Origin of the sequence: Croceibacterium soli (genome assembly GCF_009828065.1) — a bacterium.
Classification (GTDB): domain Bacteria; phylum Pseudomonadota; class Alphaproteobacteria; order Sphingomonadales; family Sphingomonadaceae; genus Croceibacterium_B; species Croceibacterium_B soli.
Genome location: NZ_WTYK01000003.1, coordinates 151,622 through 171,431, shown reverse-complemented (window position 1 = coordinate 171,431; position 19,810 = coordinate 151,622). Strand labels below are relative to the sequence as shown.

Annotated in this window: 17 protein-coding genes; 5 read left to right on the top strand and 12 right to left on the bottom strand. The window is 67.7% G+C overall.

What is annotated here, in order from left to right; all coding sequences use genetic code 11:
- Positions 1 to 39: 39 nt before the first annotated feature.
- From GRI75_RS06625 to plsY, 4 genes are all read right to left on the bottom strand, one after another.
- Positions 40 to 219, bottom strand: a complete 180-nt coding sequence (locus GRI75_RS06625) for a hypothetical protein (RefSeq protein ID WP_160746178.1) — start codon at positions 217 to 219, stop codon at positions 40 to 42.
- Positions 216 to 2,810 (bottom strand): type I DNA topoisomerase, encoded by a 2,595-nt coding sequence (gene topA / locus GRI75_RS06620; RefSeq protein ID WP_160746177.1) that lies wholly within the window; start codon positions 2,808 to 2,810, stop codon positions 216 to 218. Before topA ends, GRI75_RS06625 begins: the two co-directional genes overlap by 4 nt.
- A 63-nt stretch (positions 2,811 to 2,873) precedes the next feature.
- Positions 2,874 to 3,971: a DNA-processing protein DprA gene (gene dprA, locus GRI75_RS06615; RefSeq protein ID WP_160746176.1), complete on the bottom strand. Its 1,098-nt coding sequence runs from the start codon at positions 3,969 to 3,971 to the stop codon at positions 2,874 to 2,876.
- Positions 3,968 to 4,552 carry a glycerol-3-phosphate 1-O-acyltransferase PlsY gene (gene plsY / locus GRI75_RS06610; RefSeq protein WP_160746175.1) on the bottom strand — a complete coding sequence of 195 codons (585 nt, stop codon included), beginning with the start codon at positions 4,550 to 4,552 and terminating at the stop codon, positions 3,968 to 3,970. Before plsY ends, dprA begins: the two co-directional genes overlap by 4 nt.
- Positions 4,553 to 4,668: 116 nt before the next feature.
- On the opposite strand from plsY, the gene murI reads away from it, so the two are divergent.
- From murI to GRI75_RS06595, 3 genes are all read left to right on the top strand, one after another.
- Positions 4,669 to 5,460: a glutamate racemase gene (gene murI, locus GRI75_RS06605; protein ID WP_160746174.1), complete on the top strand. Its 792-nt coding sequence runs from the start codon at positions 4,669 to 4,671 to the stop codon at positions 5,458 to 5,460.
- A gap of 105 nt (positions 5,461 to 5,565) precedes the next feature.
- Positions 5,566 to 6,786, top strand: a complete 1,221-nt coding sequence (gene hemA / locus GRI75_RS06600) for a 5-aminolevulinate synthase (RefSeq protein WP_160746173.1) — start codon at positions 5,566 to 5,568, stop codon at positions 6,784 to 6,786.
- A gap of 135 nt (positions 6,787 to 6,921) precedes the next feature.
- Positions 6,922 to 9,141, top strand: coding sequence for a putative bifunctional diguanylate cyclase/phosphodiesterase (locus GRI75_RS06595; RefSeq protein ID WP_160746172.1), 2,220 nt, complete (start codon positions 6,922 to 6,924; stop codon positions 9,139 to 9,141).
- A 184-nt stretch (positions 9,142 to 9,325) separates the two neighbouring features.
- Here the strand turns inward: GRI75_RS06595 and GRI75_RS06590 are convergent, their stop codons facing one another.
- On the bottom strand, positions 9,326 to 10,537 hold the full coding sequence (locus GRI75_RS06590; protein WP_407925136.1) for a type III PLP-dependent enzyme: 1,212 nt from the start codon (positions 10,535 to 10,537) through the stop codon (positions 9,326 to 9,328).
- 262 nt (positions 10,538 to 10,799) lie between these two features.
- Positions 10,800 to 11,861, bottom strand: a complete 1,062-nt coding sequence (locus tag GRI75_RS06585; RefSeq protein ID WP_160746170.1) for a 1,9-bis(guanidino)-5-aza-nonane synthase — start codon at positions 11,859 to 11,861, stop codon at positions 10,800 to 10,802.
- Between the two features lie 115 nt (positions 11,862 to 11,976).
- Here GRI75_RS06585 and GRI75_RS06580 point away from each other — a divergent pair, with 115 nt between their 5' ends.
- Both GRI75_RS06580 and GRI75_RS06575 read left to right on the top strand, forming a co-directional pair.
- The gene (locus GRI75_RS06580; protein ID WP_160746169.1) at positions 11,977 to 12,957 is read left to right on the top strand and encodes a threonine ammonia-lyase; all 981 of its coding nucleotides are present in this window, start codon (positions 11,977 to 11,979) and stop codon (positions 12,955 to 12,957) included.
- Positions 12,958 to 13,006: 49 nt separating this feature from the next.
- Positions 13,007 to 13,435: an MAPEG family protein gene (locus GRI75_RS06575; protein ID WP_160746168.1), complete on the top strand. Its 429-nt coding sequence runs from the start codon at positions 13,007 to 13,009 to the stop codon at positions 13,433 to 13,435.
- On the opposite strand, the gene GRI75_RS06570 is transcribed toward GRI75_RS06575, so the two are convergent.
- The 6 genes from GRI75_RS06570 to GRI75_RS06545 all read right to left on the bottom strand — a co-directional run bounded on the left by GRI75_RS06570 (position 13,432) and on the right by GRI75_RS06545 (position 19,691).
- Positions 13,432 to 14,844 carry an alpha,alpha-trehalose-phosphate synthase (UDP-forming) gene (locus GRI75_RS06570; RefSeq protein WP_160746167.1) on the bottom strand — a complete coding sequence of 471 codons (1,413 nt, stop codon included), beginning with the start codon at positions 14,842 to 14,844 and terminating at the stop codon, positions 13,432 to 13,434. The genes GRI75_RS06575 and GRI75_RS06570 overlap by 4 nt on opposite strands.
- A gap of 4 nt (positions 14,845 to 14,848) precedes the next feature.
- Complete coding sequence (locus GRI75_RS06565; protein ID WP_160746166.1) at positions 14,849 to 16,648, bottom strand: glycoside hydrolase family 15 protein; 1,800 nt, start codon at positions 16,646 to 16,648, stop codon at positions 14,849 to 14,851.
- The gene (gene otsB, locus GRI75_RS06560; RefSeq protein ID WP_160746165.1) at positions 16,645 to 17,388 is read right to left on the bottom strand and encodes a trehalose-phosphatase; all 744 of its coding nucleotides are present in this window, start codon (positions 17,386 to 17,388) and stop codon (positions 16,645 to 16,647) included. Before otsB ends, GRI75_RS06565 begins: the two co-directional genes overlap by 4 nt.
- A 131-nt stretch (positions 17,389 to 17,519) precedes the next feature.
- Positions 17,520 to 17,690, bottom strand: a complete 171-nt coding sequence (locus tag GRI75_RS06555) for a hypothetical protein (RefSeq protein WP_160746164.1) — start codon at positions 17,688 to 17,690, stop codon at positions 17,520 to 17,522.
- Between the two features lie 168 nt (positions 17,691 to 17,858).
- Positions 17,859 to 18,965, bottom strand: coding sequence for a pyridoxal phosphate-dependent aminotransferase (locus tag GRI75_RS06550; RefSeq protein ID WP_160746163.1), 1,107 nt, complete (start codon positions 18,963 to 18,965; stop codon positions 17,859 to 17,861).
- A gap of 249 nt (positions 18,966 to 19,214) precedes the next feature.
- Complete coding sequence (locus tag GRI75_RS06545) at positions 19,215 to 19,691, bottom strand: MarR family winged helix-turn-helix transcriptional regulator (RefSeq protein WP_160746162.1); 477 nt, start codon at positions 19,689 to 19,691, stop codon at positions 19,215 to 19,217.
- Between the last annotated feature and the right edge of the window lie 119 nt (positions 19,692 to 19,810).

Here is a 19,810-nt window from a genome sequence, read left to right as displayed (position 1 = left end):
GCCGGCCGGGCTTCAACCGCGCAGTGCGCGAAGCTGCCGTCACCGCTTCTTGGCGATGCCAATCCCGTCGAGCTTGGCGCGCTCCTTCGTGGACTCCTCCGTCCGGCCGAGCGCCTTGGCGATTTCCTTCAGGCCCTTGCCCTTGCCGGCGAGCGTCTTGAGCTTGGCGACCTCGTCGGAGCGCCAGGGCTGGCGGTGGCGTTCGAAGCGTTCGCTCATGTCTCCGCTGCCGCCTTCTTCTTGGCCGGCGCCTTCTTCGCCGCTGGCTTCTTCGCGGCGGCCTTCTTCGCCGGAGCCTTCTTCGCCGCCGCTTTCTTGGCAGGCGCCTTCTTGCGCGCGCCCTTCTTGGCCGGGGGACCCTTCGCCGCGCGAGCATCGATCAGTTCGATGGCCTGCGCTTCGGTCAGCTCCTCCGGCTTCACGTCCTTCGGGATCGTCGCGTTGGTGGCGCCGTCCGTGACGTATGGGCCATAGCGGCCCGGCATGACCTTCATCTCGCCGCCGCTGGTCGGATGCGCGCCGAGGGTCTTGATCGGTTCTGCCTTGCCGCGCGCGCCGCCGCCCTTGCGGTTGGCCGCTTCCGCCAGCAGCGTCACGGCCGAGTTCATGCCGGTCTCGAACACGTCGCGGGTGGACTGCAGCTTCGCGTACTTGCCGTCGTGCGCCAGGTAGGGGCCGTAGCGGCCGATGCTGGCGGTGATCGGCTGGCCGGTCTCCGGATGGTCGCCGATGGTGCGCGGAAGCGAGAGCAGCCGCAGCGCCCACTCCAGATCGAAGTCAGGCAAGTCCCTGGGGACGGAGGCGCGCTTGGCCTCCTTGCCCTCGCCGAGCTGGACGTAAGGACCGAAGCGCCCGGTCTTGCGCTGGACCTCGAGCCCGGTTTCGGGATCGGTGCCCATTGTCTCGTCCTCACCCGCACCGTCTTCGCCCGGCTGGCCGAACTTCCGCCGGAAGGTGCACTCGGGATAGTTGGAGCAGCCGATGAACGCGCCGAAGCGTCCTCCGCGCAGCGACAGGCGGCCCTGCCCGCACTTGGGGCACAGGCGCGGGTCGCTGCCGTCCTCGTTCGGCGGGAACAGGTAGTCCGACAGGAACTCGTCGAGCACTTCGGTGACTTCGGAGGGCTTGCGCTCCATCACTTCGTCGCTCTTCGGCTTGAAATCGCGCCAGAAGGCTTCGAGCAGCGCCTTCCATTCGGCGCGGCCACCAGAAACGTCGTCGAGTTCCTCCTCCATCTCCGCGGTGAAGTCATAACCGACGTAGCGCGGGAAGAAGCGCTCGAGAAATGCTGTCAGGAGCCGCCCGGAATCCTCTGCGAAGAAACGGTTTTTCTCCATCCGCACGTACTCGCGGTCGCGCAGGGTCTGGATCGTCGATGCGTAAGTGGAAGGCCGGCCGATGCCGAGCTCCTCCATCCGCTTGACCAGGCTCGCTTCCGAAAAGCGCGGCGGCGGCTGGGTGAAATGCTGCGTTGCGGTAACGGCCTTCTTCGCCGGGGAATCGCCTTTGCGCATCATCGGCAGCAGGCCTTCGGCCTCCTCGTCGTCGGACTTCTGGTCGAAGCCTTCCTCGTACACCGCCAGGAACCCGGCGAATTTGACCACCTGACCCGTGGCGCGAAGCTCGTGCCGCCCGGTCGGATCGCGCATCGTCACCGTCGTGCGCTCGAGGCTCGCGGCCGCCATCTGGCTGGCCATCGCCCGCTTGTAGATCAGATCGTAGAGCTTAGCCTCGTCGCCCGATCCGGCGCGGTCGCGGAAGAACTCGGTCGGGCGGATCGCCTCGTGCGCTTCCTGCGCGTTCTTGGCCTTGCTCTGATAGATGCGCGGCTTCTCGGGCAGGTAGTGCCCGTCGTAACGCTCGGCGATCGCCTTGCGGGCGGCGGAGATGGCGCTGGGGTCCATCTGCACGCCGTCCGTACGCATGTAGGTGATCGCACCGGCTTCGTAGAGGTTCTGCGCCAGCCGCATCGTGTGGCTGGCGGAATAGCCCAGCTTGCGCGCCGCTTCCTGCTGCAGCGTCGACGTGGTGAACGGCGGCGCCGGATTGCGCTTGAGCGGCTTGGTCTCGACCTCTTCGACCGTAAAGCGCCCGGCTTCGACTGCGGCCTTCGCCGCCTCGGCCGTGCCCTTGTCGCCGATCGACAGGCGGTCGAGCTTCTTGCCGTCGAACGTGACCAGCCGCGCCTCGAAGGCCGTGCCGTCCTGCTCCATCGCCGCGACCACGGACCAGTATTCCTGCGCCTTGAACGCTTCGATCTCGCGCTCCCGGTCGACGATCAGCCGCAGCGCCACCGACTGCACGCGCCCTGCGCTCTTTGCGCCCGGCAGCTTGCGCCAGAGGACCGGGGAGAGCGTGAAGCCGAACAGGTAGTCCAGCGCCCGGCGGGCCAGGTACGCGTCGATCAGGTCGCCATCGAGCGCGCGGGGCTGCTTCATCGCGTCGGTCACCGCCTGCTTGGTGATCGCGTTGAAGGTGACCCGCTCCACCTCCTTCGGCACGGCCTTGCGGTTCTTGAGCAGCTCCAGAACGTGCCAGCTGATCGCTTCCCCTTCCCGGTCAGGGTCGGTGGCGAGGATCAGGCGGTCGGCCTTCTTCGCCGCGTCGGAGATGGCCTTGACCTGGTCGCGGTTGCGCTTGTCGGCATAGACTTCCCAGTCCATCTCGAAGCCTTCGTCCGGGCGGACGCTGCCGTCCTTGGGCGGCAGGTCGCGGACGTGGCCGTAGGATGCGAGGACCTTGAAGTCCCCGCCCAGGTATTTCTCGATGGTCTTCGCCTTGGCCGGCGATTCGACGATAACAAGCTGCATGATGCGGTGGGACAATCCTTACGTGTACGTACGCGCGAGGGTGGTGGCCCTTGGCGGCATCCGTCAAGCCATCAGCGAAACTCGGCCCGCCGCATGCCGCTCCAGCCGGCCGGCGATCTCCAGCTCCAGCAGCGCGATCTGCACCTCCGCCGGGCTGGCGCCCGACTGGCGGATCAGTTCGTCGATGGCGACGGGAGCGGTGGTGAGCAGGCCGGCGATCTCCGCCGGTCCGGCCTCGGCCAAATCCTCCGGCGCAGCTTCCCACCCGTGGGGCAGCGGCTCGCGGAAGGTCGAGCGCGGCGTGCCGTCGAAGCCGCGAAGCAGCTCCACCACGTCCTCCGGCGTCTGCACGAGCACGGCGCCCTCGCGGATCAGATGGTTGCAGCCTTGCGCCCGCGCATCGAGCGGGCTGCCGGGGATCGCCATGACCTCCCTGCCCGCTTCGGCAGCGAGCCGGGCGGTGATCAGCGAGCCCGACTTCGGCGCCGCTTCGACCACGAGCGTGCCGGCCGCGAGCCCGGCGATGATCCGGTTGCGGCTGGGGAAATGGCTGCCGCGCGGTTCGGTGCCGGGCGGCTGCTCGGCCAGCAGCAGCCCCTCCTGCGCGATCTGCTCCTGCAGTTCGGCGTGCTGCGGGGGATAGGCGATGTCGATGCCGCTGGCGATCACGCCGATCGTCGCGGGCATCGCTCCGGCATGAGCCGCGCCGTCTATGCCCCGCGCCAAGCCCGAGACGACGACGAACCCCGCCTCGGCTAGCGCCCCTGCGAAGTCGCGCGCCAGCTTGGCCGCCGCTGCCGAGGCATTGCGAGCGCCCACGATCGCCACGCACGGCCCTGCGGCAAGCTCCGCCCGACCCCGTGCCAGCAGGATCGGCGGCGCACCGTCGATCGCTCCGAGCAGCGCCGGATAGTCGGGGGAGTCGTGGAACAGGTACCGCGCCGCGGCGGCGCGGGCGGCGCTAACCTCCGCCTCGATCCGCTCGCGCGGCGCCGGGCGGTATGCGCGCCCTCCGCGAGAGGCCAGATCGGGCAGAGCCTCGATCGCCTTCTGCGCATTGCCGAACCGGCGCAGCAGTTGCGCGTAGCTGACCGGTCCTACGTTGGGTGAGCGCAGCAGCCTGATGCGCGCGAAAGCCTCGTCCTGCGACAGGCCGCTCACGGCTTCTTGCTGCCCACCTTCGGCTCTTCCCCGGCCAGGAGCCGCCTGATGTTCTCCCGGTGCAGCCAGATCACCAGCACGGCGATGGCGGCGAGGACAGGCACGAAGCGCTCGTACCCGAACAGCGCCGCCGCGACGGCCGCTGCGACGACCGCCGCCATCCCGGCCAACGAGCTGATCCGCGTCAGCGCCAGCACGCCAATCCAGACCAGCGCGTATGCCAGCCCGATCGGCCAGCCGAGCCCGAAGCTGACGCCGGCATTGGTCGCCACGCCCTTCCCGCCCTTGAACTTGAGCCAAACCGGGAAGCAGTGCCCGATCACGGCGGCCAGCGCGGCGACGGACACCGCTTCGGGAAACCAGCGCCAGGCGATCAGGACCGCGACAAGGCCCTTCGCCAGATCCAGCAGCAGCGTCGCGGCGGCCAAGCCCTTGCTGCCGGTGCGCAGCACGTTCGTGGCGCCGATGTTGCCCGAACCGATCTGGCGAATATCGCCTTTGCCCGCGGCCAGCGCGAGCAGCAGGCCGAACGGGATCGAACCGATCAGGTAGCCAAGCAGTGCGGCATAGAGCCAGGCCATCCAACCACTCTCCAATTCGGGCCGAGCTTGTCGAAGCCGGGCTTTTCCTTCAGTTGGCGGCCTACTGAAAGGGCCGGCGTTCGACAAGCTCGGGCCGAACCGAAGTGGAGTGAAGCTTGCAGGCCGATTCCCCGATCCTGTTGTTCGATTCCGGCGTCGGCGGGCTGACCGTGCTCGCCGAAGTGCGCAAGCTCCTGCCCGAGGCGCCGGTGATCTACGCCGCCGATCTCGCGGGCCTGCCCTACGGCGAGAAGACCGAGGCGGAGATCGCCGCCCGTGTCGCCGGGCTGCTCGGGCGGCTGTCGGAACGCTACGCGCCGCGGCTGATCACCATCGCCTGCAACACCGCCTCCACGATCGCGCTGGGAATGGTGCGCGAAGTGCTCCACGTGCCGATCGTCGGCACGGTCCCGGCGATCAAGCCGGCAGCGGCGCTCACTCGGACGGGCACGATCGGCCTGCTCGGCACCGCAGCAACGATCCGCCAGGGCTATGTCGACGATCTCGAGGCGCAGTTCGCGAACGGCAAGCACCTGATCCGCCACGCCTGCCCGGAACTGGTCGCGGCCGCCGAGATCAAGCTGCGCGGCGTCGAGCCGGACCCGGCGGTGTTCGAAGCCGCCGCGCAAGGCCTCCGCTCGCAACCAGGGGGTGCGCAGATCGACACGGTCGTGCTTGCCTGCACCCATTTCCCGCTCGTCGAGCCGGAACTGCGCGCGGCCCTCGGGGATGTGCAGTTCGTCCATGGCGCCGAAGGCATCGCCCGGCGCGTGCAATCGCTGACCCAAGGCCAGGCATTCACCCGCACCGCGCCGGACCTGGCGCTGTTCACGGGCGATCCAGAGCGCATCGGTAATCTGCTGCCCGCGCTGCGGCGATTCGGGCTGGAGAGAGCCGAGCGGTTCTAGTTGAGAATCGCTCGCAAACTCCGTGCTTTAATCCGGTCGACGCTTCGCCTAAGCCGCGCGGGACTCACCGGCCGCGCGACGACGGGGCACTGAACGAGCGATCCGATGAACTACGACCACATCTTCGACCAGGCGATCGAGCGGCTCCACTCCGAGGGCCGCTACCGCGTGTTCATCGACATTCTGCGCAACAAGGGCTCGTTCCCCAACGCGCGCTGCTTCGCCGGTCACAACGGTCCTAAGCCGATCACCGTCTGGTGCTCCAACGATTACCTCGCGATGGGCCAGCACCCGAAGGTCGTCGCGGCGATGGAAGAGGCGCTGCACGACGTCGGCGCCGGCTCCGGCGGCACCCGCAACATCGGCGGCAACACCCACTATCACGTGGAGCTGGAGCGCGAGCTGGCCGACCTGCACGGCAAGGAAGGCGCGCTGCTGTTCACCAGCGGCTACGTTTCCAACGACGCGACGCTGTCCACCCTCGCCCGCCTGCTGCCCGGCTGCGTGATCTTCTCCGACGAGCTCAACCACGCGAGCATGATCGCCGGAATCCGCAACTCCGGCTGCGAAAAGCGCGTCTTCCGTCACAACGACGTGACCCATCTCGAAGAGCTGCTGGCTGCGGAAAGCCCCGACGTGCCGAAACTGATCGCTTTTGAAAGCGTCTATTCGATGGACGGCGACGTCGCCCCGATCCACGCGATCTGCGACCTCGCGGACAAGTACAACGCCCTGACCTACATCGACGAAGTCCATGCCGTGGGCATGTACGGCGCGCGCGGCGGCGGTATCTCGGAGCGTGACGAAGCCGCCCACCGGATCGACATCGTCGAAGGAACGCTGGGCAAGGCATTCGGCGTCATGGGCGGCTACATCGCCGCCGACTCGCGGATCATCGACGTGATCCGCAGCTATGCCCCCGGCTTTATCTTCACCACTTCGCTCAGCCCGGTGCTCGCCGCCGGCGTGCTCGCGGCGGTCAAGCACCTCAAGCAGAGTTCGGTTGAGCGCGAGGGACAACAGGCGGCCGCCGCGACGCTCAAGCGCATGTTCCGCGAAGCCGGCCTGCCGGTGATGGATTCGACCACGCACATCGTGCCGCTGATGGTCGGCGATCCGGTGCGGGCGAAAAAGATCAGCGACATCCTGCTGGCCGAATACGGCGTCTACGTGCAGCCGATCAACTTCCCGACCGTGCCCCGCGGCACGGAGCGCCTGCGCTTCACCCCCGGCCCCGCCCACAACGAAGAGATGATGCGCGACCTGACGGCGGCGCTCGTCGAGATCTGGGACCGGCTGGAGTTGCAACTGGCCAAGGCCGCCTGACACCCCATCCGGTGCGCCGCACCGCAGACCGGGCGATCGAGCCCGATCATCCCGCGTTAGGGCTATCGTAACCAGACTCCGCCAAGTTGGTGCAGGCCGGCAGTGCGTCCGGCGCCCAGCCATGGTCGAAGTGAAATGGACTTGTCCGGAATTTTCAGGGTCCGCCCGGGTTCGTCGGGGCAGGAAGAAGCGGTCGCCGGGCCGCCCGTGATCATCACTGCCGCGGATCCCGCGCGGCGGCTGGAAGTGCTCGACGATTTCGAGCAGGCCGGCATCGGCTGGATCTGGGCAACCGACAGCGAGAACAGGCTGATCTACATTTCGGCCGGCGCGGCACAGACGCTCGGCCGGACGGTCGAGGACCTGCTCGGGCAGCCGCTGTTCCAGCTGTTCGAGACCGATCCCGACAACCCCGACGAGCGCTCTGACCGGCCGCTCAAGTTTCAGCTCAGCGCGCGCAACAAGCTGACCGACCTCGTTCTGCGCTTCGCAGATGAGGAGCCCTTGGGCCGCGGCCGCGCCGCTTGGTGGTCGTTCTCCGGCCACCCCAAGTTCGATGGTGAGGGCGTATTCCGCGGCTATCGCGGCAGCGCCAAGGACGTAACCCTGGAGTACCAGCGCAAGCTGGAGGATTCGCGCCTCGCCGAATACGATTCGCTGACTGGCCTCGCCAATCGCCACCGCATGACCCGGCGGCTCGAGAGCACCCTCGCCGCATACCGCAACGCCAAGCGCAGCTGCGCCCTCATGATGCTCGATCTCGACCGCTTCAAGCAGGTCAACGACACGATGGGCCATCCGGCAGGCGACGAGCTCCTGCGCCAGGTGGCCGAACGGCTGCGCAACATCATCGGCGACCGGGGCGAGATCGGCCGCCTGGGTGGAGACGAGTTCCAGGTGATCCTGCCGGACCTCGACGACCGCGGGAAGCTCGGCGCATTGGCCGAAAAGATCATCCAGATCGTCTGCCAGCCCTACCCCATCGACGGGAAGCGGGCGATTATCGGAACGTCCATCGGCATCGCTGTCGCCCCTTACGACGGGCTCGCCCGAGACGAGATGGTCCGCGCTTCCGATCTCGCGCTCTACGCCGCGAAGAACGGCGGACGCGGCCAGTTCCGCTTCTATTCTGCCGACCTGAAGGACGAGGAGCAGGAGCGCACGCTTCTGCTCGACGACTTGCGCGAGGCGCTCGATAACGAACAGCTGGAGCTGCACTACCAGCCCGTCGTGCGCACCGCCGACAACATGGTCGTCGGCTTCGAGGCGCTGATGCGCTGGGAGCACCCGGAACGCGGCTCCGTCAGCCCAGGCGTGTTCATCCCGGCGGCCGAGGACGGCAATCTGATCGGACGCGTCGGCGAATGGGCCCTGCGCCAGGCCTGCTGGGCCGCAACGAACTGGCCCCAGTCGGTGCGGGTCGCGGTAAACGTTTCGGCGGTGCAGTTCGCCGCGGCCGGCTTCCCGGAGCTCGTCGCCAGCGTCCTCTCGGAGACCGGACTCGCGCCTAACCGGCTCGAACTCGAGCTGACCGAAGGCGTATTCATGGGGGACAGCGAAGCGATCGACGCGACGTTCAAGGCCCTCAAGCAACTCGGCGTGCGCATGGCGCTCGACGACTTCGGCACCGGATATTCCTCGCTCAGCTACCTGCGCTCGGCCCCGTTCGACCGGATCAAGGTCGACAAGAGCTTCGTCGACACCTGCACGCAGAAGGACGAGAACAGCGCCAAGATCATCACCGCGATCATCGGCCTGTCCGAAGCCCTGGGCATGGAGACGACGGTCGAGGGAGTCGAAGCGTTCGACCAGCTCGAGCTGGTGATCGCCAAGGGCGGCAAGTTCGTCCAGGGCTGGATCTACTCCAAGGCCCTGCGGCTCGCGGAGATCGAAGCGCGCTTAGGCTCGGGCGAGTTCAAGATCGAGCCGGACGGCCCGCAAATCTATCGCGCGGAACGCCGTTCGATGTTCCGCCGGATCGGCCTGATCCATGACGACCACCGGTACCAGGCCGTGATGCGGGACCTTTCCAAGACCGGCGCCCGCATCGAAGGGCTGCTGGGCGTGCCGGTCGGCACCGGGCTCGTGCTCGATCTCGGCGGCGGGCAGCTTGCGGTCTGCACCGTCAGCCGTTCCCAGGACGCCACCATCGCCGTCGAGTTCGAAACGCCGCTGGTCAGCGACGGAGCCGGCGGCCTATGCACCCGGCACCGCGTCTCGCCTTACGCGCTCGCGTCCGCCGGAATGCCGCTGACCTCGCTGCCGCAGGGCAGCTATCCGCTGGAGCAGATGCAGCAGGACGGGCCCAAGGGCGCCCCGCAGTTCATGCAGGTGGCCGTCGGCGGCAACGGCTGACGGCTTCGAGGCCCTCCCCTCCTCTTCAGAGGAGGGGCAGCGAGACTTGGTGAGCCGGAGGCGAACCTAGTCGCAGCGGGGTGGTGCTGCGGCTGGCGAAACGTTGCCCGCGCCTCCACCACCCCCAACCCCCTCCTCTGAAGAGGAGGGGGCTTCCAGGATCCTAGTGCAGCCGCAGTCCCGCTTAACGCAGGCTCACCACGTTGTCGCTCGCGCGCGGGTCTGCGCGGTCGCCGCGGTAGAGGCTGGCCATCGGCTCGTCCTCCACGGTCACCGCGACCGCCTCGCCGAAGCCGTTGAAGCCGGTCTTCATCGCCGCGCCATACGCGCCGAGCATGCCGATCTCGATGTAGTCGCCCGCCTGGATGTCCTCCGGCAGCATGAAGGGGCCCTTCATGTAGTCGGCGTCGTCGCAGGTCGGCCCGTAGAAGGCGAACTCGGCGAGCGGCTGCAGAAGATCGTCCTCCAGCGCGACAACCGGGAAACGCCAGGCGATGTGGGCGGCGTCGAACAGCGCGCCGTAGGCGCCGTCGTTGATGTAGAGCTCGTCGCCCCGGCGCTTCTCGACCTTGACGATCAGTGAGCTGTACTCGGCGCAGAGCGCCCTGCCCGGCTCGCACCACAGCTCCGCCGAATAGGAGATCGGCAGCGCTTCGAAGTGGCGCGCGATGAGGGCGAAGTAATCCTCCAGCGGCGGGGGCTCCATGCCCGGGTAGGAGCTCGGGAAGCCGCCGCCGACATCGACGATGTCGACCGTCACCGCCGCCTCGGCGATGGCCGCGCGAACGCGCTCCAGCGCCTGGACATAGGCGAACGGCGTCATCGCCTGGCTGCCGACATGGAAGCAGATGCCAAGCGCGTCGCAATGCTGGCGGGTCGCCTGCAGCAGCGGCGCCGCGTCGGCCAGGTCGACGCCGAACTTGGCGGCGAGCGAGAGTTCCGAATGCTCGGAGGAAACGCGCAGGCGCACAAGCAGGTTCAGGTCCTGCGCACCGCTGGTCGCCTCGACGATCTTCGCCAGCTCCTCGTGCGTGTCGAGGCTGAACGTGCGCACGCCGTGCTCACTGTAGGCCTCGGCGATGGCGCTCTTCGTCTTGACCGGGTGCATGAAGCACAGCGTCGCCTGCGGCAGGAGCGAGCGCACCAGCCGGACTTCGGCGATCGAAGCGACATCGAAATGGGTAATCCCCGCGTCCCACAGGATCTGGATCAGATCCGGCGACGGATTGGACTTCACCGCATACATCGACTTGCCCGGGAATCCTTCCGAGAAGAATCGGGCTGCACGCGCCGCGGCATGCGGGCGATTGAGGATGACGGGCTGATCCGGCGCGAGTGCGCGGACTACAGTCAACGCGTTAGGGTAGCTGTGCAATTCAAGGGACCCCCAAGGCATAAATTGAAGAAAGCTGCCTTGCGGTTTGGAAGTCCCCCATGGGGCAGCGAGCGGCGCATATATTCCGAGACGTGTGAACTGCAAGTGAAAACGCCCAAGCCGTGGCGTTGTACCGACCAGCCGATCCCCAAGGACGGAAGACGGCCGAGGCTCTCATCGAGAACCTCGGCCGTTTTCGGCGCATTTCCGCGGCCCCTGAAGGGCTTGAGGGTGGCGGAGCCTGTCGGCGGCCCCGCTCCCCCGTTCGTGGGAAGGACGGCGATCAGCCGGCCTTGTCGAACAGCTTGGCCCAGCGGCGCTGTTCGCGATTCTTCCAGTGCCCGCGGTGGTAGGCGTCGGAGGTCAGCAGCGGCACGACCGAACCGGCCTCGGCGAAGACCATCTGCTCGATGCCGGTGTTGACCTTGCCCCAGCTGGCCGCTTCCTGGAGGGTGGAGGAAGAGCAGGCGCCGTCACGCACGTCGGCGACGGTGATCTGCACCGCGTACTTGTGCACCGCCACGTCCTCGTGCCCGAGGATCTCGGCGCAGACGACGGTGTCCTGGATGAAGTTCTTCGGCACGCCGCCGCCGATCATCAGCAGGCCCGTGGTGCCCGCCTCGATCTTGATCTGCGTCAGTTCGCGGAAATCGGCGACCGCGTCGATCATCAGGTACGGGCGGCCTTCCTTGGCCGCATCGACCTGGTGCTTGACCAGCCCGAACCCGGCCGAGCTGTCGACGAACGCCGGGCAGAAGATCGGCACGTCATGCTCGTAGGCGAGCTTGACAAGGCTGTTGTCCTTCTTGCCGTGCTCGACGAGGTACTTGCCCATCTCGCGGATGAACTCGCGGCTGGAATAAGCGCGCGGCTCGAGCGATTCGGCGATCTCGAACACCGTGTGGTCGACGTGCTGGAGGTCTTCCTCGTCGATGTAGGTGTCGTAGATCCGGTCGATGTAGAGCGAGCGCAGCGTGTCGTCGTCGGGGATCTCCAGCGCCTGGTAGTGCTTGTGTCCGAGGCCTTCGAAGAAATCCATGTCCACGATCGTGGCGCCGGTGGCGACGATGCCGTCGACCATGTTGTTGCGCACGAGCTCCGCATAAGCGTCCATGCAGCCGGCGGCGCTGGTCGAACCGGCAATAACCAGGAAGATCGTGCAGTCGCGGTCCTCGAGCATCTGGTTGTAGATGCGGGTCGCACGGGCGAGATCGCGGCTGGTGAAGCTCATCTTGCCCATGGCGTCGATCAGCGGACGCGCATCGAAACTCTTGATGTCGATGTGCTCGACCTGGGTCGAGAGCAGCTCGGCCTTGCGCGTGTCGTTGATCTTGGATTCGGTCATTTCGGTAGGTCCTCCGGCTTGGACTCTCGAACGGGCCGCGGCAGGGGCCGTTCCCATTCGGGCGGCGCGCCTTAGGCGCTGGCGGCCCGTCCGTAAATATGCAACCGCCGGAGGCATGACCACTCCCCCTGCCCCGCGCGCCCCGACTCGCGAAGGCATCGCCGATGCGATGCGCAAGATCGCCGAAATCCTTCCGCCGACGCCGCTGCTGCGGGTCGAGATCGGCGACTCGGTGCTCTGGGCCAAGGCCGAAAGCCTGCAGCCGATCGGTGCCTTCAAGCTGCGCGGTGCCTGGCACCGGCTCACCGCGCTGAGTGAGGAGGAGCGGGCACGCGGCGTTGTAGCGGTGTCGAGCGGCAACCACGCGCAAGGGGTCGCCTGGGCGGCCAAGCGGCTCGGCATTGCAGCGACCATCGTCATGCCGAACGACGCGCCCGAGGTGAAGCTCGCCGGGACGCGCGCGCTCGGCGCCGAAGTGGTCCTCTACGACCGCCCGGGCGGCGAGCTTCGCGACGATGTGGCGGCGCGGCTGTGCGCCGAGCGCGGAGCAGTGCTGGTCCACGCCTATGGCGATCCCTGGGTCATCGAAGGCCAGGGTACCGCCGGCATCGAGATCGCGGCGCAGATGACGGCGCTGGCCGGCGGACCGCCGACGCGGATCGTCACGCCCTGCGGCGGCGGCGGCCTCGCATCGGGTCTCTCCCTCGCCTGTCCCGACGCCGAGATCGTGATCGCCGAACCGAAAGGATGGGACGACTTCGCCCGCAGCCTCGCCGCCGGGGAGATCGTGCCGGTGGGGCCGAACCCGCCGCCGACCGCCTGCGACGCCCTGCAGACCCTGGCCACCTACCCGATCAACTTCGCCGTCCTGAAAGACCGGGCCAGCCCCGGCCTGTCGGTCTCGGAGGCCGAAGTCCGCACCGCGCAGCGCTTCGCCTTCTCGCGCCTGCAACTGGTCCTGGAGCCCGGCGGAGCGGTGGCGCTCGCGGCGGTGCTGGCCGGCAAAGTGGCGACCGACGGGCGCACCGCGATTATGCTCAGTGGCGGCAATGTCGATCCCGCGGCCTACGCCCGGGTGATCGCCTCGCTCGATTGACAGCCCGCCCGCCGGTCGGCAGCATCCCCGCGCACCAGGGGAGGACAGCATGATCGGAATGGACATCCTGCAGCCGGTGGTCGCGCTGGCCGCCTGGACGATGGTCATGTGGCTGTGGCTCTACGTCACGCGCATCCCGGCCATGAACAAGGCCAAGCTCAGCGACGCGGAGCTTTCGACCCTCAACCAGGGCAAGCTCGACGCCCTGCTGCCCCCGCACGTCCAGTGGAAGGCCTACAACTACAACCACCTGCACGAAGCGCCGACCGTGTTCTACGCCGTCGCCATCGTGCTGGCGATCGTCGGCCAGGGCGACGGGCTCAACGCCTGGCTCGCCTGGGCCTATGTCGCCCTGCGCGTGATCCACTCGCTGGTTCAGGCGACGGTGAACAAAGTGATGGTCCGCTTCGCCGTGTTCATGCTCTCGAGCCTGGTGCTGATCGCGCTGATCGTCCAGGCGGCGCTGGCGCTGTTCTAGCCGCCGCCCACCAGCCGCCCCACGGTCGCCAGGTCGCCGGTGAAGTTCTCGGTCCAGCGCTGCACGTTGTCGTCGCGGACGGTGACGATCAGCTGCTCCCACCGCTCCTTCCGCTCGGCCCGGTCCATCTCCAGCGCCAGGCGGATGTTGGATGCAATGTCGTCCGGGCTGTGCGGGTTGACCAGCAGCGCGGCGTCGAGCTGCTGCGCCGCCCCGGCGAACATCGACAGGATCAGCACGCCGGGATCCTCCGGGTCCTGCGCCGCGACGTACTCCTTGGCGACCAGGTTCATGCCGTCGCGTAAGGGAGTCACCAGCCCGATCTTGCAGGCGTGATAGCAGCCGAAGAGCTGGGCCGTCGTGTGCCCCTGGTTGACGTAGCGGATCGGCACGATGTCGATCTTCGATCGCGCGCCGTTGATCTGCCCGGTCTTCTGCTCGAGCAATGCGCGGATCTGCTGGTACGATCCGATGTCCTCGCGGCTCGGCGGCGCGATCTGGATGAACACCAGGTCGTCGACCCGTTCGGGGAACCTGTCGAAGAACCGGCCGATTCCGTCGAGACGTTCGGGCAGACCCTTGGAATAGTCCAGCCGGTCGACGCCGATCATCGCCGTGCGGCGGCGGGTGCTGGAAAGCACGCGCTGCGCGGTCTGGCGAGCCTCGCCCGTTACGCCCTGGGCCATGAAGTGATCGTAGTCGATCCCGATCGGGTAGGCCCGGGCGATCGTCGTCTGACCGTCGAGGTCGATCCGCCCGGTCTGCTCGTCGACATTGGCGCCGAGCTCCTTGCGGCAATAGTGCAGGAAGCTTTCCAGCCATTCGCCGCACTGGAAGCCGACCAGATCGTACGACAGCATCGTGCGCACCAGGCGCTCGTGATAGGGCAGCGAGACGAACAGCCGCGTCGGCGGCCAGGGGATGTGCAGGAAGAACCCCATCCGGTTCTTGAACCCGCGCTCCCGCAACCGCTCGCCCAGCGGGATCAGGTGATAGTCGTGCACCCAGATCACGTCGTCCGGCTTGATAAGCGGGGCGACGCTGACGGCGAACCGCTCGTTCACCCGCTCGTAGCCCATCGCGAAGTCGCGCTCGTACGCGGTCAGGTCGATGCGGTAGTGGAACAGCGGCCACAGCGTCGAATTGGCGTAGCCGTTGTAATACTCCTCCACGTCCTGCGGGAGGAGATCGATCGTCGCCATCGTCACGCCGTCGTAGACGCCGACTTTGGGCTCGACCGCCGGATCGGGATGCTCTTCCCCCGACCAGCCGAACCACAGCCCGCCGGTCTGCGTCAGCGCCGCATTGAGAGCCCCGGCAAGACCGCCCTGCGCCCCCGCCGCGCCCCGTGCCTTGGGAACGGCGACGCGGTTGGAGATCACCACGAGGCGCGTGTCTTTGTCTAGCATCCGGTCAACGTATCATGTTCCAGCTTTGCGACAGCAGCGCCGCGCAGTTGATCACTCCGACCAGCGAGTAGGTCTGCGGGAAGTTCCCCCACAGCTCGCCCGTTTCGAAGTCCATGTCCTCCGACAGCAGGCCCGAGCGGGTCATGTGGCCGAGCATAGCCTCGAACAGCGCGCGCCCCTCCTCCTTCCGCTCGCACCGCGCGAGAGCGTCGATCAGCCAGAATGTGCAGATATTGAAGGCCGTTTCCGGCGCGCCGAAATCGTCCTCGTGGGCGTAGCGCAGCATGTGCTCGCCGCGGCGCAGTTCCCGCTCGACCATCGCGAACGTCGAAACGAAGCGCGGATCGTCCGGCGCTAGGTAGCGCAGTTCGACCATCTGCAGCAGGCTTGCGTCGAGGTAGTCGCTCTCGAAGCTGGCGCCGTAGTGGCCTTCCGCGCCCTCGCCGACCCAGGCCTCGGCGTCGATCTTCGCGCGAATGGCGGCGGCGCGCTCGCACCACAGGGCCGCCCGGCCGGGCTTGCCCAGGTGCTTGGCCGCGTTGGCCAGCCGGTCGCATGCCGCCCAGCTCATGACCGCCGAATAAGTATGCACTTCCTGCCGGGTGCGAAATTCCCACAGTCCGGCGTCCGGCTGGTCGTGCATCGCCCAGGCCATCTCGCCGACTTGCTCCAGCGCCGCGAAATCGCGATCGTCGGCCATACGCAGCAGGCGGCGATCGAAGAAGCCCTGCACAGTTGGCAGGACGATCTGGCCGTAGCAATCGTGCTGTATCTGCTTGTAGGCCGCGTTGCCCACCCGCACCGGGCCCATGCCGCGATAGCCGGCGAGATTCGCGGCCACGCCTTCGTCGAGCTCGCCCTCCCCCATTACCGAATAAAGCGGCTGGATCTGCCCGCCCTTGGCGTTGTCGACGATGTTGCGGAGGTACGCGAGGTACTTCTCCAGCACGTCGAGCGCGCCGAGGCGGTTGAGCGCCTGCACGGTATAGTAGGAATCGCGGATCCAGCAGAAGCGGTAGTCCCAGTTGCGCTGGCTGCCCGGCGCTTCCGGGATCGAGGTGGTCAGCGCGGCGACGATCGCGCCGGTCTCTTCGTGCTGGCACAGCTTGAGCGTGATGGCGCAGCGGATCACCTCGTCCTGCCACTCGAAAGGAGTCGCCAGCCCGCGCACCCACAGCTGCCAGTACTTGCGGGTCTGCTCCTCCATGTGGCGGACTTCGGCGCGCAAGTTGCCGCTGAACGGCTCGTCCGGGCCGAGGAAGAAGTGCTGGTCGCTCTCCACCCGGTAGCAGCGCTCTTCGAGCACATAGCCAACCGGAGCATCCGTGCTGAGGCGCAGGGCCTGGTCGCCGACGAGGTAGCGGATGTGATTGGTCCCGTGGGTCGTCGCCGCCAGCTCCGAGCCGTAGCCGCGCATCGGTTTGAGCACGACCTTCAGGCGCGGCGTGCCTGCGACGGGGCGGACGATGCGGCTCCAGGCGACCGGCCGGTACATCCTGCCGGACCGCTCGAAGCGCGGGCAGAAGTCGGAAATCTCCACAGCGCTGCCGTCCGCCGCCTCGAGCCGGGTGACGAGGATCGGCGTGTTGCGGACATATTCCTGGGTCGCGGAGACCTGGCCATCCAGCTCGAACCGCCACACCCCCTCCCCGCGCCGCTCGCCGCTCAGCAGCTCGCAGAAGATCGGGTCGCCATCGACCCGCGGCACGCAGCCCCAGACCAGCCCGGCCTGGGGATCGATGAGGCCGGAGACCTGGCAGTTGCCGACCGGCCAGAGTTCGAGATTGGGTTCGTGTCCTGTCATAGCCCCAACCACTGCTGCACCGCAGCAGGATCGGCAAGCCCGTATCGCGCCGCGCTGGGCGCGAGGTCGCCCACGAGAATGCCGAGGCCGCCGAGGTCCTGCACGGCGGCGAAGCCGTCCTCGTCGGTCACATCGTCGCCTATGAACACCGGGAGCGCCCCGGCGAAAGGCGGCTCCTGCATGAAGGCGCGCACCGCCGAGCCTTTGTCGCCGCCCGGGGGCACGAGCTCGATCACGCACTTGCCGCGCTTGACCACCAGCCCGTGCTCATCCGCCAGGGCGGCGGCGAAGGCGAGGCCGCGCGCCTCGAGCGAGGGATCGGCGCGGTAGTGCAGCGCGGCCCCGTGGGCCTTCGGCTCGAAGCCGAACCCCTCGGCCGCGGCGAACCCGCCGAGCGCCTCCATCACGGCCGGCGGCAGGGGGAGCGGCTCCGCGCCCAGCCGCTCGCGCGCGGCGGAGAAGCGGGACAGGCCGTGGGAGCCGGCGCAGGCTACGCCCAGCGGCCCGCAGTGCTGCTCGAGATTGTCGACCGCCCGCCCGCTGACCAGCGCCAGCCGCCCGCCCAGCCGCTCCGACAGCACGCAGAGCCGCTCCGCCAGCCTGTCCGGCACGACGATCCCGTCGGGGGTCCCGGCGATGTCCACCAGCGTCCCATCGAAATCGAGAAACACCGCCACCGCCCCGCGCGCCGAGAGCTCGGCCAGCGAGGGCGGCGCGGGAAGAGCGGCGGCGGACTGCATCGCCGTTCACATAGGCCGCGGGGCGGGAGGGTCAATGTGGGGTGTGGGTTGGGGGTGGCGGGCGATGGGTGGCGGGGCTCATGCGACCGGGCAAATGCAAGTGCAAAGTTTGGGCGGCGCGAGCGCCTTCGTCAGTGGGACAGGGTCCGGGAGCCGGCGTAGCGGCTGTCGAGCTTGCGCAGCAGGTCGTCGAACTCGCCATCGTCCACGGCGGGCAGGGCTTTCGCCAGGCTGTCGCGCAGCATCGCCAGCGTCGGGTGGCTGCCCTGCCCTGCACTTGCCGCGTTCTGCCTGACCATCATGGCATCCTTCCGGCGCCTCCTGGCGCCACTCTTCGTTCCAGGGAAGTTAACGTGCTGGGCGCGTTCGGTTTCCTGGAAACGCGCGCGAATACCATGCGCGGTGCGGATTACGCGGCGAGACGGGTCGTCTCGGCCCTCAAGGCCATCGCCGGCCGCCCGCCTATCCGCTTACCCTCGCTGCAGTGCGGCGCACAGGATGCCGGCAGCCGTCTCGAAGCCCACCGACTGCGCCCCGAAGCCGATCCTCATGTGCTCCGGCGCCCCGAAGCAGTCGCCCGGCACGACCAGCACGCCCGCTTCCGCAAGGGCTTCGCAGAACGGCCTGCTGTCCCGCCCGTCGACGAACCACGGGTAGGCTATCGTCCCACCTTCCGGGCGCACCCAGGACAAGATCCCCGCCGCGATCGCCATCACGCCGTCCAGCAGGCTCAGGTTCGCGGACGTGGTCGATGCCAGCCTCGCCAACACCGTTTCCGCGTTGTTCAGTGCATGTGCCGCGAGCGCCTCCGTGAGAGGAGAGCCACTGACGGTGGAGTAGCTGCGGGCGTTGACGATCCGTTCCCGGCGCCCGGCGTCCGCATCGATGATCCAGCCCACGCGCAGTCCCGCCAGCGACATCGCTTTCGACATGTCGCCGACCACGATCGTATTGTCGATCCCGGCTGCCGATCCCTGTGCTTCGCCGAAATAGAGCGGGTGGAAAACCTGGTCCACGACGAGCGGGATGCCTTTCTCGGCGAGGCTGCCGGCAATCTGCTCGATCTCGGCCCTCGGGCAGACGGCGCCTGTCGGGTTGTGCGGCGTGTTGACCAGCGCCAGCACCGTGTCGCCGCTCGTCGCGGCCAGTACCTGATCAGCGCTCACCCTGAAGCCGCTTCCGCGGCCGGGTGTGTAAGTGCTGGCGCGCAGCCCCCATGCCTCGCCATAGGCGGCGAATGCCGGATAACCAGGGTCCGGCAACACGACGTCGCCACCAGGCTTGGAAGCGAGGTAGAACAGGATCGACAGCGCTTCCGATGCGCCGGTCGTCACGATCACCCAGTCGGGGTCCACACAATGCCGGGCGGCAATCGCCTCGCGAAGCGCCCGCGCCCCATCCGGAGGCGCGTAATCGATGGCGATCGCGCCGAGGTCGAGCGTACCCACGGGCAACTGCTGCAGTTCGGCAAGCGTCCAATGCGGCCCGCAGCTCGACGCGAGGTTATACCGCACCGGTGGCGTGCGAAATCCGTATTCCGTGAGCCACTGATCCAACAGGAACGGCGCGAGATCCATCAGCAATCTCCCCCGGGGTGCACCACCAGCAACCGATCCGGACCGGAACCAAGCGCCCTATCGTGGAACGCCGCTATGCGATGAGCCTGCAAATCCATCCCCCCCCTTGCGGCAGCTTATCATCGGATAGACGTTCGGCACGCTGAATTCCGCATCGGCGCAGGGCCCGTGCATTTCGCTCCGGCCACGGAGCTATCGCTCGGTGGCATTTGCACGGCCTCGGGCTCCTCCACAGGCGGGGCCTCGCGTTCAAGCCGGCGCCCCGGTCTCGCGCAGTTCGATCACCGCTTTCGCGATCACTTCCAGGGTGCGGTCGAACTCCGCCTTGCGCTCGCGGTCCAGGTCTCTGGTGATCGCGGAGAAGTAGTTCCGGCGGAGGTCTCTCACTTTGCGGAAAAGCTGCTCGCCTTTCGCGGTGGGGCTGATGATCATCGTCTTCCTGCTGCCTTCGGCGAATTCCCGGCTGACGTACCCGTCGCCCTCCAAGGCCTTGACCGCCCTGCTGATCTCCGCCTGGTCGATCTCTCCCGAGCTTCCGATGTGACTGGCCGTCGCCGGCCCGTCGGTGCAGACGAAGGCCAGGATGCGCCACTGCGCCACCGAGATGCCGAACTCCACCTGCAGCTGTTTGGACGCGACGCGTTCAATCATCTTCGCCAGCAGGAGAAGCCTTTGCGGCAGATGTTCTTCCCCGAACAGATGCCAGGTTGCCGGTAGTTCCATCATCGATCCGTCGCCCCTCGCCCCCACCTGTTGCGATCGTACGCCCGACGCACGCGATCCCGTCAACCCCGGTGCGCCTGCCGCAGCCGTCGCCTCTTCGCACCATCCGCAGATTGGTTGAC